Here is a 13,708-nt window from a genome sequence, read left to right as displayed (position 1 = left end):
TTCCCGTCGGAAAAATCGAGCGATGCTTCCAAACGCCGGCCGCGCGAGCGCGAAGCGGCGGCGTCATGATCGGCGCACCGCATTCGGTCGGCGGAGCGCCGCACTACCCGCATTACAATAGCGCCCATGACATCCACCGTGCTGCTTGCTCTCGATACATCGACCGAATTTTGTTCGGTCGCGCTGCTACGCTCCGAGGCGCCCTCGGCCGGCTTCGAACCGGCTTCCCCGCGCATCTGGACGCGCCATGAACAAACGGGGGCGGTCTCCAGCACCCGCGTGCTGCCCGCCGTGCGGGAACTGTTCGATGAAGCCGGTTTGACGCTGGGTCAATGCAACGCCGTCGCGTTCGGTGCCGGCCCTGGCTCGTTCACGGGTCTGCGCACGGCGACCGGCGTCGCCCAGGGGCTCGCGTTCGGGCTCGGCGTGCCGGTCGTGCCCGTCAGCACGCTGCTCGTTTGCGCAGAAGGCGCGCGCGAGCGCGACCCTTCTATCGATCGTGTGCTGGCCGTGCTCGATGCCCGCATGGACGAAGCGTATTGGGCCGATTACGCGTGGGATGCCGCAACCGGCGATTGGCGCACGATTGCGCCGCCCTCGCTGGGCACGCCCGAGGCGCTCGTCGCACCCGATACGTCTTTCACGTTGGCCGGCAACGCCGCCCGGGCGTTCGGCGCGCGCTTGGCCGTGGCGCAGCGGGCCGCCGTCGTCGATCACGACGCGCTGCCGCACGCTCGGCCCTTGGCGCTGGCGGCGCTGCGCGCCTATCGCGCCGGCCGCGCGGTGTCTGCCGAGCACGCGGCGCCCGAATACGTGCGCGACAAGGTCGCGCAGACCACGGCCGAACGCCTAGCGGAACGCGCCGCGCGCGAGGGGCGGGAGGCGCGATGAGCGGGGTGCTGCTGGCCGACCGCTACATGTCGCCGATGACAGAGGCCGATCTCGATGAGGTGGCCGCCGTCGAACGCGAAGCGTACGAGTTTCCCTGGTCGCGCGGCAATTTCGAGGATTCGCTGCGCAACGGCTACTTCGGCATTTGCATGCGGCACGTCACCGGCACGTTGATCGGCTATTGCGTGCTGATGCCCGTCGTCGACGAAATGCACCTGCTGAACCTATGCGTCGCCCCGCAGGCGCAAGGCACGGGCGCGGGGCTCGCATTGCTGCGCGAAGCGGTACGGATCACGCGCGGCAAGCAATTGGCCGGGCTGCTGCTCGAAGTGCGGCCGTCCAATGTACGCGCGCTGCGCCTGTACGAGCGTTTCGGCTTCGCGACGATCGGGCGGCGCAAGAATTACTATCCCGCGCGGCGGCACGGCCGCGAAGATGCGCTCGTGATGCGCTACACGTTTAAGGAGGGCGACGATGGCGCTCGATGAAGCCGCGCTCGACACGCTCGGTCTTTCAACGCTTTGGGTTCGGCGCGGTGGGGCGCTCGAGTCGGGTTCCGCCGCCGACGAAGGCGCGGCGACCGTCGCGCACGAGGCGGCACATGCCGACGACCCGTCGATGCCCAGCGCGACGCCGAGGCGCGAAGCCGAGCAAAACCCGGACGGCGCGGCATGGGACGAAGTCGATTTTGCCCCCGTGGGAAGCGCGCCGGTGCGGGCCGAGGCGCGCCCGGTGGCTCGCGACGACGATGTGGCCACGCTCGATTGGGACGCGCTGGACGCACGCGTGTCGGCATGCGAACGGTGTCGGCTGTGCGAGAAGCGGACCAATACCGTGTTCGGCGTCGGCGACCGCGCGGCCGATTGGATGCTGATCGGCGAGGCGCCCGGCGAAAACGAGGACAAGCAAGGCGAGCCGTTCGTCGGCCAGGCCGGCAAACTGCTCGACAGCATGCTGCGCGCACTGTCGCTCGCTCGCGGCGAAAACGTCTATATCGCGAACGTCGTCAAGTGCCGCCCGCCCGGCAACCGCAATCCCGAGCCCGACGAAGTGGCGCAATGCGAGCCTTACCTGCAACGTCAGGTGGCGCTGCTCAAGCCCAAGCTCATCATCGCGCTCGGCCGCGTGGCCGCGCAGAATCTGCTCAAGACCGACGCGAGCATCTCGTCGCTGCGGGGGCGGGTGCATCGGTACGAAAACGTGCCCGTCATCGTGACGTACCACCCCGCCTATTTGCTGCGCACTTTGCCCGACAAAGCCAAGGCATGGGTCGATCTGTGCCTCGCGCACGACACCTATAGGCAAGCTTTAACCGATTCGCAGGCGGCGCGATGAGCGCGCTCGAGCCGGCCGCCGCCCCAGCCGCCGCGCTCGATGCGTTGCTCGATGCGCTGTCCGATCCGGTCGTGCGCGACTTGGCCTGGCTGCTGTTCAGCGCGCCGTTGTTGCGAGGCCACCCCCCTGCCGGCGAACTCGCCGTCGCCTTCGAGACCGCCGACGAATCGGCGGCGACGCTTGCCTGGCTGCTCGAACTCGATCGCGACGCCCGGCCTTTGAGGGAAGCGATATCGGCGACGCGGATCGTGCGGCTTGGCCGCTACGCCGAGTGCTTGCTCGGCTACTTCTTGCAGCACGGGCCGGCGGCGCGTCTGATTGCCGCGAACGTCGCGCTGCGGCTGGCGGGGCGGACGATCGGCGAATGCGATTTTCTCGTCGAAACGGCGCTTGGGCGACGTCTGCATTGGGAACTCGCCGTCAAATGCTATCTGCACGCGGGCGGCGACCGCGCGCAATTGGCCGATTATGTCGGCCCCAATCTGCAAGACCGTTTCGATCTCAAGCTTAAGCACCTGCTTGGGCACCAGTTGCCGCTGTCGGCGCGCGAAGAGTTCGCGGCGTTGGGGCATGGGGGCCCGTGGCAGCCGCAGATGTTCGTCAAGGGTTGGCTCTTTTACCGGTGGCGCGAGTCGCCTCCTGTTGCGCACGCTGTCGAACCGGCGCACCACCGCGGTTTTTGGGTGACGCGCGGCGAATGGTCCTCGCTCTGCGAGCGTCAGCCCGCGGCGCGATGGATCGTTTTGCCGCGCCTGGCGTGGCTCGCGCCGCGGCGAGCGGTGTCGAATGCGGATGCGGATGGGGCGGGCTTGTCCGAGGCGGGCGCATTGGCAGAGCGGCTGGCGCAACAAAGTGGGCCGACGATGGTCGCCTCATTCGAGCGCACGGGCGCAGGGCTCGGGCATTGGAGCGAAGCGCAACGCGGGTTCGTCGTCCCCGACGAATGGCCGGCGCAGGCTCGCTCGTTCGCGCTCGCCACGGATCTCGGCTAGGCCGAGTGCGGTACGGGCTGTTACCACCAACGATGGAAATGATGCAGGGGGCCGATGCCGGAGCCCACTTGCAGACGCACGCTCTCGCGCAGGGCGCCGACGAGATAGGCTTTGGCGTCGGTCACGGCGCCGAGCCAGTCCGTACGCTGCGTGATCAGCGCCGCGATCGCCGCCGACAGCGTGCAGCCCGTGCCGTGCGTCTGCTTGACCTCGATGCGCGCCGCGCCGAGACGATGGGCGCCGGTATCGTCGATGAGCCAATCGGGGCTCTGATCGCCGCCTAGGTGCCCGCCTTTCATCAGCACCGCGCGTGCGCCCAGCGCCCGCAGCGCGTCGCCGTGGCGGCGCATGGCCGCTTCGTCGGCGGCCGGTGCGTCGGCGCCGACGAGCGCCGCGGCTTCGTCGAGGTTAGGCGTGATGAGGCTGGCCAACGGCAGCAATTCGTCGCGCAAGGCAGCGACCGCGTCGGGCGCGAGCAGCGCGTGCCCGTTCTTGGACAGCATCACGGTGTCGAGCACGATGTGGACGGGGCGATGGCGGCGCAAACCGGCAGCCACCGCACGAACGATCTCGGCGTTCGCGAGCATCCCGATCTTGACCGCATCGATGCGGATATCGTCGAAGACCGCATCGAGCTGGGCGGCGACGAATGCGGCATCGGGTGCATGGACTGCGCGCACGCCTTGGGTGTTCTGCGCGGTCAGCGCCGTGACGACGCTCGCGCCATAGACGCCCAGCGCCGAGAAAGTCTTCAAATCGGCTTGGATGCCGGCCCCGCCGCCGGAGTCGGAACCGGCGATCGTCAGGACGTTGGGAATGGCGCGGGACATGGCACGTATGCGGGCCGCGGCACGGCCCGGCGGGTGGGTTAGTGCTTGGATTCGCCGATCAGGGCGACGGAATCGAATGCGCGCTGATTGGCTTGATGCCGGCGCATGACGAGCCACATCATCAGGCAGACGAACGTCCCGAAAAGGACGATGACGACGGACACCGGCACGTCGAGCCAAACGAGCACCGCGTACAGGCACAGCATGATGAGCACCGAGAGGTTCTCGTTGAAGTTTTGCACGGCGATCGAATGGCCGGCCGAGAGCAGCACGTGCCCGCGATGCTGCAGCAGCGCGTTCATCGGCACCACGAAAAAGCCCGACAGCGCCCCGACGACCATCAGGAACAAATAGGCGATGATGAGATAGCCGGGCACGTGCAAGCGGCCGAAGTAAAAGCCCCAATTCGCCGGGATGAGATGGCGCGTGTAGAACGCCATCAGCATGACGGCGATCCCCATCATGATGCCGACGGGCAGCACGGTGAGCGACTTCTTGAGCGGCACGCGCGCCGCGGCGGACATTGCGCCGGCGGCCACGCCGACGGCGACGATGGCCTGCAGGATCGCTCCCTCGGACAAGGACATGCCGAGCGACACCTCTGCCCACTTGAGCACGATGAACTGCAGCGTTGCCCCCGCGCCCCAGAACAGCGTAGTGACGGCAAGCGAGATCTGGCCTAGCTTGTCGCGCCAGAGCGTGAGGAAGCAATCGGCGAAATCGGTGATGAGCTTGATCGGGCCGTGCTGCTGCTTGGGATAGCGGGCGCCCGTGTCGGGAATGCGCAGATTGAAAAGCGCCGCGACGATGTAGATGGCCATGATGACCAGCATGGCGGCTTCGGCCGGCGTCGAGACGAACGGCATGCGGTGCTTGAGCACGTGCGCGGCGATGTGCGGGCTGATCAGCGCGCCGCCCAGCACGGTGCCGAGAATGATGGAGGCGACGGTGGTGCCTTCGATCCAGCCGTTTGCCGCCACGAGCCGCTCGGGCGGCAAGAGTTCGGTCAGGATGCCGTATTTGGCGGGCGAATAGGCGGCCGCGCCGAACCCGACGACCCCGTAAGCGGCGAGCGGATGCGCGCCGACGAGCATGACGATGCAGCCCACGATCTTGATCGTATTCGTCGCGAACATGACGCGGCCCTTGGGGCGCGAATCGGCGAACGCCCCCACGAATGGGGCGAGCGCGACGTACGACAAGACGAAGAACAGCTTGAGCAGCGGGGTCATCCAGTTCGGGGCATGGAGATCTTTGAGCAGTGCAATGGCGGCGATCAGAAGGGCGCTATCGGCCAGCGACGAAAAAAACTGCGCGGCCATGATGGAGTAAAAACCTTTTTTCATCTGATGCGTTGCGGTCCTTTGCGGCGCGTCCTCCCCGGACGCGTCTGACGCGTTAGGACTTAGGCCGTTCGAAATGGGTTGTGCGCACGGCTTTATATCACGAAAATAGGTGGCTTCGGACTGCCGGCGCGCCGCCCGAACGGCGCGCGGCCCGCCCGCGCGGCCGAAAACGCGCCATCCCATCACGATTGCCATCGTGCTACATACGAAAACGTCATGCCGCGCCCGCTTCTCGCCACCATCCATACCGCAGCTCTCGCCAACAATCTCGCTTGCGCCCGCCGCCACGCGCCCAACTCGAAAGTATGGGCCGTCGTCAAGGCCAATGCCTACGGTCACGGGCTAGCCCGTGCGTTCCCGGGTTTGCGCGCCACCGACGGCTTCGGCCTGCTCGACCTCGAAGAGGCCGTCAAGCTGCGCGAGCTCGGCTGGGCGGGGCCCATTCTTCTGCTCGAAGGGTTCTTTCGTCCGACCGATATCGACGTCATCGACCGCTACAGCCTGACGACGACCGTGCACAGCGACGAGCAGCTGCGCATGCTCGAAATGGCGCGCCTGTCCAAGCCGCTGAACATTCAGCTGAAGATGAACAGCGGCATGAATCGGCTCGGGTACACCCCCGACAAGTTCCGTGCCGCGTGGGAGCGCGCTCGGGCGTGCCCGGGCGTCGGGCAAATCGTGCTCATGACCCATTTTTCGGATGCCGACGGAGAGCGGGGAGTCGAGCACCAGATCGACGCGTTCGAGCGCGGCGCCGAAGGCATTGCGGGCGCACGCAGCTTGTCGAATTCAGCCGCTACGCTCTGGCATCCGCGTGCGCATTTCGACTGGGTACGGCCCGGCATCATTTTGTACGGCGCGTCGCCGTCCGGGGTCACGTCCGCCATCGAAGGCGTCGGACTGCAGCCGGCCATGACGCTCGCTTCCGAGCTGATCGCCGTCCAGAGCTTGGCGAAGGGCCAAACCGTCGGATACGGGTCGTCGTTCACGGCGCCCGCGCCGATGCGCATCGGCGTGGTGGCCTGCGGATATGCCGACGGCTATCTGCGCTGCGCGCCCGAGGGCACGCCGATCATCGTCGACGGCGTGCGCACGCGCCTGGTCGGACGGGTGTCGATGGATATGCTGACGGTCGATTTGACCCCGTGTCCGACAGCGAACGTCGGCTCGCGCGTCGAATTGTGGGGCGCGCAGCTTCCGATCGACGACGTCGCGCGCGCTTGCGGCACGATCGGCTACGAGCTCATGTGCGCGGTAGCGCAGCGGGTGCCCGTGCTGGCCGAATGAGCGGTCGGCGCGATTCATCCCTATTTGTGCGTTGTGCGAATGCGATTCCAGTTGCACGCGCAATCGCATTAGCGAGCAAAAGAAGACACGGCTAAGGACCGCGCGTGGCGAAACAAAAAACGATTTACACCTGTACCGAGTGCGGCGGCCAATCGCCGAAATGGCAAGGGCAGTGCCCTTCGTGCAGCGCCTGGAACACCCTCGTCGAAGCCGTAGCGCCCAGTGCGGGCGCGCATCGTTTTCAATCGCTTGCGAAGAGCGCGCCGGTGCAGCGGCTGGCCGATATCGAGGCCGCCGACGTGCCGCGTTTCTCGACGGGCATCGGCGAATTCGATCGGGTGCTCGGCGGAGGATTCGTCGCGGGCGGCGTGGTGCTGATCGGCGGCGACCCGGGCATCGGCAAGTCGACGCTGCTTTTGCAGTCGCTCGCTTCCTTGTCGGAGGATCGGCGCGCGCTCTATATCAGCGGCGAGGAATCGGCGGCGCAGATTGGCCTGCGCGCGCAGCGTCTGGCGCTGCTCGAACCGGGGTCGCGCGCGGCCGATCTGCAGTTGCTCGCCGAAATCCAGCTCGAAAAGATCCAAGCGGCGATCGAGGCAGAGCGGCCCGACGTGGCCGTCGTCGATTCGATTCAAACGATCTACTCCGAGGCGCTGACGTCGGCGCCGGGGTCCGTTGCGCAAGTGCGCGAGTGCGCGGCGCAGCTCACGCGTATCGCCAAGCAGTCGGGCACGGCCATCGTCATGGTCGGGCACGTGACGAAGGAAGGCAGCCTGGCCGGGCCGCGCGTGCTCGAGCACATTGTCGACACCGTCTTGTACTTCGAAGGGGACACCCATTCGTCGTTCCGGCTCGTGCGCGCGTTCAAGAACCGCTTCGGCGCGGTAAACGAACTCGGCGTATTCGCGATGACCGAGCGCGGGCTTCGCGGCGTTGCGAATCCGTCGGCGTTGTTCTTGTCGCAGCACGAGCAGATCGTGCCGGGTTCGTGCGTGCTCGTCACGCAGGAGGGCTCGCGCCCGTTGCTCGTCGAAGTCCAGGCGCTCGTCGATACGGCGCATGTTCCGAACCCGCGCCGGCTGGCCGTCGGGCTCGAGCAGAATCGGCTGGCGATGTTGCTGGCCGTGCTGCATCGCCATGCCGGCATTGCGTGCTTCGATCAGGACGTCTTTTTGAACGCCGTCGGCGGTGTGAAGATCGCCGAACCCGCGGCCGATCTGGCGGTACTGCTCGCCATCCATTCGTCGATGCGCAACAAGCCGTTGCCCAAGGGTTTGATCGTATTCGGCGAGGTGGGACTTGCCGGTGAAATTCGACCGTCGCCGCGCGGGCAGGAGCGTTTGAAGGAGGCTTCGAAGCTCGGCTTCACGGCGGCCTTGATCCCGAAAGCGAACGCGCCGAAGCAGCCCATCGATGGCCTACAGGTGATCGCCGTCGAGCGCCTTGAACAGGCGATCGATCGCATCAAGGAATTGGAGTAGGCGGCGAGCAGGGTGCGGCGGCGTGCGCGGTTGCGTGCCAGAGCGCCGGCGGTTCGGTCGTCGGGAGACGAAGTGCGTACTGGCGGACGGGCCGCTATGCCTGGGCTCCGGGCCGAAAGAGCAAGTGGTCGCGGGCTTCTTCGACCGTCAGCACCGGCGAGACGCAGCAATCGCGCGGCTCGAGCAGTTCGATCCATGTGCTGAGCCGATGGGTCGCGATGTGCTCCGCCAGCTCGCGCGTCAGGGCGAGCGCGTCGGGGCCGCCGATCGCCTGGCCCAAAGTCCAATGGCGCGCGGCCCAATCCGGTCGGCCCAATGCACGGCACAGCCTCTCCCAGAATTTCAGTTCGAGCGCCCCGACGGCCAGCCAGCGTCCGTCCGCCGTGCGGTAGACGTTGTAGCAGGGCACGCCGCCGTTCAGTAAGCCCTGGCCGGAACGCAACGCGTCCGCCGCAGACGGCATGCCGCCTTCGGCATTCTCGAGCGTCGCCTGCGCCACGATGTTGCTGGCATGGATAGCGTGGGTCATCGACACGTCGACGAACGCACCGTCGCCGCCGCGCGACACCTGCCAAAGCGCCGCGAGAATGCGCGTAACGGCCGGCAGCGCGCCGCCGAGCAGGTCGGCAATCTGGATGTTAGGGATGACGGGCGTGCCGTCAGCCGTGGCGATTTGATCGAGCACGCCGGCATAAGCGAGATAGTTGATGTCGTGCCCCGGACGCTGCGAGAACGGTCCGTTCGCGCCGTATCCGGTAATGGCGCAGTACACCAGCTTGGGGTTGACCGCGAGCAGATTCGCGTAGTCGAGCCCGAGGCGCTCCATGACACCGGGGCGGAAGCTTTCGACGAGTACGTGCGATTCGCGCACGAGTGCGCGCAACACCGTTCGCCCCGTTTCGGATTTCAAATCGAGCCGCGTTTCCCGCTTGCCGCGATTGACGAGGCGATAAAAACTGCTGGGCACGCCTTTGGCGCGATCCGCCGGCGCCTGCATCATGGCGCGCGCCGAATCGCCGGCGCCGGGCTCTTCGATCTTCAGCACATCGGCGCCGAGTTCCGCGAGCCGCAACGTCGCGAGCGGGCCGGGCAGCAAGCGCGTAAGGTCGAGCACGCGTAGGCCGCGCAGCGGAGCATCCGTCGTCAACGTACACCTCCTGTCGATACTTGCCGGCTCGGTCCTCGCGAGAGGGCCGCGCACCGCTCGGTGCGAGCGCGCTAGCCGATCTGTTCCAGTTCCTCCTGCGCATCGAGCCAATTGGCTTCGAGCGCTTCGAGGCGCGCGTGGACTTCGGCTTGACGTTTCAGCGCCTCGGTCAGTTTCGCCTTCATCGCCGGCTCGTAGCTGGCGTTGTCGGCGACGAAGGCGTCGAGCGTCGCCTTCTCCGCGTTGAGCGCATCCATCTCTTTTTCGAGCTTTGCGATGCGCGTCTGCAGCGGCTTCTTCAATTGAGACAGCTTCTGGCGCGCTTCGGCTTCCTGACGGCGCTGATCCTTGCGATTGCCGGCGGATAGCTCGCCGTCCATCGATGCGCCGGACGCGCCCGCCTGGGCCGCGGCTTTCGCCGCCGCGCGGGTTTCCGAGGCATGCTGAAGGAGCCAGTCGCGGTAATCGTCGAGGTCGCCGTCGAACGGCTGCAGCCGATGCTTGGCGACCAGCATGAACTGATCGGTCGTCGCGCGCAGCAGATGGCGATCGTGCGAGACGAGGATCAGCGTGCCCTCGAATTGCGCGAGCGCCATCGTCAAGGCATGACGCGTTTCGAGATCGAGGTGGTTGGTCGGCTCATCGAGCAGCAGCAGGTTCGGTTTCTGCCAGATGATGAGCGCCAGCGCGAGCCGCGCTTTCTCGCCGCCCGAGAACGGCCCGATCGGCGAGCTCGCCATATCCCCGGAAAAACTGAAGCCGCCCAGGTAGTCGCGCAGCTCTTGTTCGCGCGTATCGGGTGCGATGCGCGCCAGGTGTGCGAGCGGCGAATCGTCGGGCCGCAACGTTTCGAGCTGATGTTGGGCGAAGTAGCCGATCACGAGACCGCGCGCCGCGCGCATCTTGCCGCCGAGCGGGGCGAGTGTGCCGGCGAGCGTTTTGACGAGCGTCGACTTGCCCTGGCCGTTGGCGCCGAGCAGGCCGATGCGTTGGCCGTTTTGTACCGACAGCGTGACCCCTTCGAGAATCGGAATGTCGGTGCCGTCGTCCGCGTGGTAGCCGCAGCGCATGTCTTCCATGACGAGCATCGGATTGGGCGCGGCGTCGGGCGTGCGAAACTCGAACGTGAACGGCGAAGCGGCATGGGCCGGTGCGATCAGCTCCATCTTCTCGAGCGCTTTCATCCGGCTTTGCGCTTGGCGCGCTTTCGTGGCCTTCGCCTTGAACCGGTCGATGAAGCTTTGCAGATGCGCGATCGTCTTTTGCTGCTTCTCGAAGGCGCTTTGCTGCAAGGCCAGCTGCTGCGCGCGCAGGATTTCGAACTGGGAGTAGTTGCCGCCGTAGCGCTTGATCTGCCGGTTTTCCAGATGCAGCGTGACATTGCAGACCGCATCGAGAAATTCACGGTCGTGCGAGATGATGACGAGCGTGCCTGCATAGCGGCCCAGCCAATCTTCGAGCCAGACGATGGCGTCGAGGTCCAAGTGGTTCGTCGGTTCGTCGAGCAGAAGCAGGTCCGAACGGCACATGAGCGCTTGAGCCAGATTCAAGCGCATGCGCCAGCCGCCCGAGAAGCTCGCGACTTGTTCGCGCGTTTGCGCGAGCGTGAAGCCGAGGCCCAGGAGCAGCGCCTCGGCGCGGGCGGGGGCGGTGTAGCCGTCGGCGTCGGCGAACGCGGCATGTTCATGCGCCAGCGCTTCGCCGTCGTGGGCCGCTTCGGCTTGGGTGATCCGCGCTTCGATCTCGCGCAGCGCGGTGTCGCCGTCAAGCGTGTACTCGAGGGCGGTTTTCTCGACCGCGGGTGTTTCTTGCGCGACGTGGGCGATGCGCCATGAGGGCGGCATCGTGAAGTCGCCGGCGTCTGCGTGCAGCTCGCCGCGCAGCACCGAGAACAGCGTGGATTTGCCCGCGCCGTTGGCGCCGACGAGCCCGGCCTTCTCGCCGGGGTTCAGCGTGAACGAGGTGGCGTCGAAAAGCGGCTTGACGCCGCGGGCCAGACTGAATTGATTGAAACGGATCACGACGGGGCCGGCTGCACGAAAACCGCTATTTTAGACGGTGCTCGGGCAGTGGCGTGCATCGAGCGTGCCACGCGCGGTTTTTTTGGGGTTCTTTTCGTCTTTCGCATAGACTTCACGCTTTTGCTTCGGAGACGCCACGATGAGCACGCTTTATACGTTTTCCGCCCGTACTCTCGGCGGCGAGCCGGTCAGCCTGGACCGCTATCGCGGCAAGGTGCTGCTCATCGTCAATACGGCCAGCGAGTGCGGGTTCACGCCGCAGTATGCGGGGCTGGAGCAGCTCTACGAGCGGTTCGCCGCGCGCGGATTCGAGGTGCTCGGATTTCCCTGCAACCAGTTCGGCAAGCAGGAGCCGGGCGACGCGGCGCAGATAAGCGGGTTCTGCGAAAAGAACTTCGGCGTGACGTTTCCGATGTTCGAGAAGATCGACGTGAAGGGGCCGGACGCGCATCCGTTGTACAGGTATCTGACAAGCGAGCGGCGAGGCATCCTCGGCACGAAGGCCATCAAATGGAATTTCACGAAGTTCCTGGTCGACCGCGACGGCGAGGTCGTCAAGCGGTACGCGCCCAAGACGACGCCAGGCGAGATCGCGGGGCGTATCGAGGCGCTGCTGTAGGGGCGCCTACCAGCCCGTCGTTGCAGTCGCTTTTCCAGACGCAGGGTCAAGCGGCCTCTGGCCGTCGCATGTTGCGGCGTCGCGATCGACGGTGTTGGTCTCATCGCAAAACTGAACAATCACGGTTGATGTCGGGATTGGAAGCGCTGAGGGCGACGGCACAAACTAAACCGGAGATTCCGCATGCGAAAAACAAGACGGTGCTCGGAATCCCCATTTGCATGCACGTTCCCAGCAGTGCAATGCTGATGGCTGAGGCCGCGCGGCCGGACATCTTGGTCAGCGCCGAGTATTCAATATAGGCGCTGCCCCGTAGCTTAGGGGTCAAGACTTTTTGGACGGTGGCAAGCTCGTACGCATACAGGAGTCCCAGTGCCGCGCACACGATGAGCTCTATCGCAAATGACGGACTGGCTGCCAGTACGATCGAGAGTGCTGCTGTCGCTGCAACAATCTGGGGGATGTGGATCAGTCGCCTGGCAAGAATGGCTTTGTCGCCCAGAATCGAAACAAGTGTGCTATAGGCAAAAAAACAGCCATACATGGTGGTCAACGAATTTAGGACCGAGTTTGAGCTTTGGTCGATTCTTGTGATCATCATATAAGACATTCCGCCAAATGAGAAATTGACGAAAATTTGATAAATCAAACCCCATCGCATGTGGGTGTTTTTGATTATAGTGACAACACTTGATGTCATTGATGTCGGGTTAATTTTGTTGCTGATGTACGATTCTTTTTGGTTGATCGGTTGTTTGATTGATATTAGTGAGATCGTGCTGATGCTGGTAGCAAGCAACGCACAAAAAAGGATGTATCCGATATCGATAGTTCTATGTATGACCCCCAAGGAAAAAGCGGTGGCGAGGGTAATGGATCCGCGAGCAATGATATTCTGAATGCTATTGATCTGAGAAAAATCAATCTTGTGAACATCCTTTGCTATAAAGTTGAAATCTGAGCTTAGAGCGAAATCAATATTTGTCAGGATTTTGAAGGCGACAAATATGGCCAGGAGAGCGGTCGTGCTGAGGCTCGCGTCGATAAACAACAGCGCGACAAGCCAAAATGCCGTAAGCGTAGGGCGAAGGTAAATGCACAAGTTCACCCGTGTAGAAGACAGTATTCGCGTTGACGCAGCTGCGAGGGGTAGGGTGAAGAGGATTTTTAGCGCGGAGTCAATGATTGCGACTGCTGCCGCAAGGTCGAAACGATGGATGCTCGAAAAATAGATTGCAAAAAGCTGGATGATGAACGAGTCAAGTGCTAGGTGCCAGTATAAGAGTGTCCCGTGTAGTAATTTCGGCATTTCGGTCGTCAAAATAAAGGCATAACTGGTATGTTGTAGAGACTATTGTGGAAGCGGCGTGGGGTCAGCAGTCCAGTAGTCGACGCCCTTGATGCGACGATGTTGTTCGAAACACGAAAGGCATAGATTTCTAATGCATTCTTCAATGTCGTGAAATTGTCTCCTTTGGTCGATAGTAGCGATGAAAAATACCGCCTTCTATCTTGCGAAAACTTGCGGTCACGAAGGGAAAGGATCTTCGATCGAGCAGCCGCCGTTGGCGCGCGACCCGCTCTCAGCCGTATTGCATCTTCGAACAATGTCGCCGCCTCCCCAATACAATGGTGGATCGCCGCATCTTTGCTTGATTTTAGTGATGCCCCCATACAAAAGAAATCTAGATGGTCGACGTCTATTATCGAAATAACTAGATGGCGGGTCTTTAGGTATCCCACCTCATAAAGCTTGATG

The 13,708-nt window shown here is 64.0% G+C and carries 13 protein-coding genes; 7 read left to right on the top strand and 6 right to left on the bottom strand.

Annotated elements, in window-relative coordinates:
- Positions 1-126 precede the first annotated feature (126 nt).
- From tsaB to ACTHNR_RS23815, 4 genes are read left to right on the top strand one after another with little or no spacing between them, the layout of a single operon-like run.
- Positions 127-891, top strand: a complete 765-nt coding sequence (gene tsaB / locus ACTHNR_RS23830) for a tRNA (adenosine(37)-N6)-threonylcarbamoyltransferase complex dimerization subunit type 1 TsaB (RefSeq protein WP_440550803.1) — start codon at positions 127-129, stop codon at positions 889-891.
- Positions 888-1,379, top strand: a complete 492-nt coding sequence (rimI, locus tag ACTHNR_RS23825; protein WP_440550802.1) for a ribosomal protein S18-alanine N-acetyltransferase — start codon at positions 888-890, stop codon at positions 1,377-1,379. The genes tsaB and rimI overlap by 4 nt, the downstream gene beginning before the upstream one ends.
- Positions 1,366-2,226, top strand: a complete 861-nt coding sequence (locus ACTHNR_RS23820) for a uracil-DNA glycosylase (protein ID WP_440550800.1) — start codon at positions 1,366-1,368, stop codon at positions 2,224-2,226. The genes rimI and ACTHNR_RS23820 overlap by 14 nt, the downstream gene beginning before the upstream one ends.
- Complete coding sequence (locus ACTHNR_RS23815; protein ID WP_440550798.1) at positions 2,223-3,218, top strand: DUF1853 family protein; 996 nt, start codon at positions 2,223-2,225, stop codon at positions 3,216-3,218. The genes ACTHNR_RS23820 and ACTHNR_RS23815 overlap by 4 nt, the downstream gene beginning before the upstream one ends.
- A 20-nt stretch (positions 3,219-3,238) precedes the next feature.
- Here the strand turns inward: ACTHNR_RS23815 and thiD are convergent, their stop codons facing one another.
- Both thiD and lplT read right to left on the bottom strand, forming a co-directional pair.
- Positions 3,239-4,048 carry a bifunctional hydroxymethylpyrimidine kinase/phosphomethylpyrimidine kinase gene (gene thiD / locus ACTHNR_RS23810; RefSeq protein ID WP_440550796.1) on the bottom strand — a complete coding sequence of 270 codons (810 nt, stop codon included), beginning with the start codon at positions 4,046-4,048 and terminating at the stop codon, positions 3,239-3,241.
- Positions 4,049-4,086: 38 nt separating this feature from the next.
- Positions 4,087-5,394: a lysophospholipid transporter LplT gene (gene lplT, locus ACTHNR_RS23805; RefSeq protein WP_440550794.1), complete on the bottom strand. Its 1,308-nt coding sequence runs from the start codon at positions 5,392-5,394 to the stop codon at positions 4,087-4,089.
- 216 nt (positions 5,395-5,610) lie between these two features.
- Between lplT and alr the strand changes: the two genes are divergently transcribed.
- Positions 5,611-6,681: an alanine racemase gene (alr, locus tag ACTHNR_RS23800; RefSeq protein ID WP_440550793.1), complete on the top strand. Its 1,071-nt coding sequence runs from the start codon at positions 5,611-5,613 to the stop codon at positions 6,679-6,681.
- 104 nt (positions 6,682-6,785) lie between these two features.
- Positions 6,786-8,162, top strand: a complete 1,377-nt coding sequence (gene radA / locus ACTHNR_RS23795) for a DNA repair protein RadA (protein WP_440550791.1) — start codon at positions 6,786-6,788, stop codon at positions 8,160-8,162.
- A 94-nt stretch (positions 8,163-8,256) separates the two neighbouring features.
- Here the strand turns inward: radA and ACTHNR_RS23790 are convergent, their stop codons facing one another.
- Entirely contained in the window at positions 8,257-9,291 is a 1,035-nt protein-coding gene (locus ACTHNR_RS23790; protein ID WP_440550871.1) for a CaiB/BaiF CoA transferase family protein, read from the bottom strand.
- An 89-nt stretch (positions 9,292-9,380) separates the two neighbouring features.
- Positions 9,381-11,330, bottom strand: coding sequence for an ATP-binding cassette domain-containing protein (locus ACTHNR_RS23785; RefSeq protein ID WP_440550789.1), 1,950 nt, complete (start codon positions 11,328-11,330; stop codon positions 9,381-9,383).
- A gap of 139 nt (positions 11,331-11,469) precedes the next feature.
- On the opposite strand from ACTHNR_RS23785, the gene ACTHNR_RS23780 reads away from it, so the two are divergent.
- Positions 11,470-11,949, top strand: coding sequence for a glutathione peroxidase (locus ACTHNR_RS23780; protein ID WP_440550787.1), 480 nt, complete (start codon positions 11,470-11,472; stop codon positions 11,947-11,949).
- A gap of 100 nt (positions 11,950-12,049) precedes the next feature.
- Here the strand turns inward: ACTHNR_RS23780 and ACTHNR_RS23775 are convergent, their stop codons facing one another.
- Positions 12,050-13,258: a hypothetical protein gene (locus tag ACTHNR_RS23775; protein ID WP_440550785.1), complete on the bottom strand. Its 1,209-nt coding sequence runs from the start codon at positions 13,256-13,258 to the stop codon at positions 12,050-12,052.
- Between the two features lie 8 nt (positions 13,259-13,266).
- On the bottom strand, positions 13,267-13,708 hold a 442-nt coding region (locus ACTHNR_RS23770; RefSeq protein WP_440550783.1), incomplete at its 5' end, for a hypothetical protein.

Source organism: Trinickia sp., from assembly GCF_051954495.1.
In the GTDB taxonomy this organism is placed as follows: domain Bacteria; phylum Pseudomonadota; class Gammaproteobacteria; order Burkholderiales; family Burkholderiaceae; genus Trinickia.
This window is presented reverse-complemented; position numbering and strand designations above follow the sequence as displayed.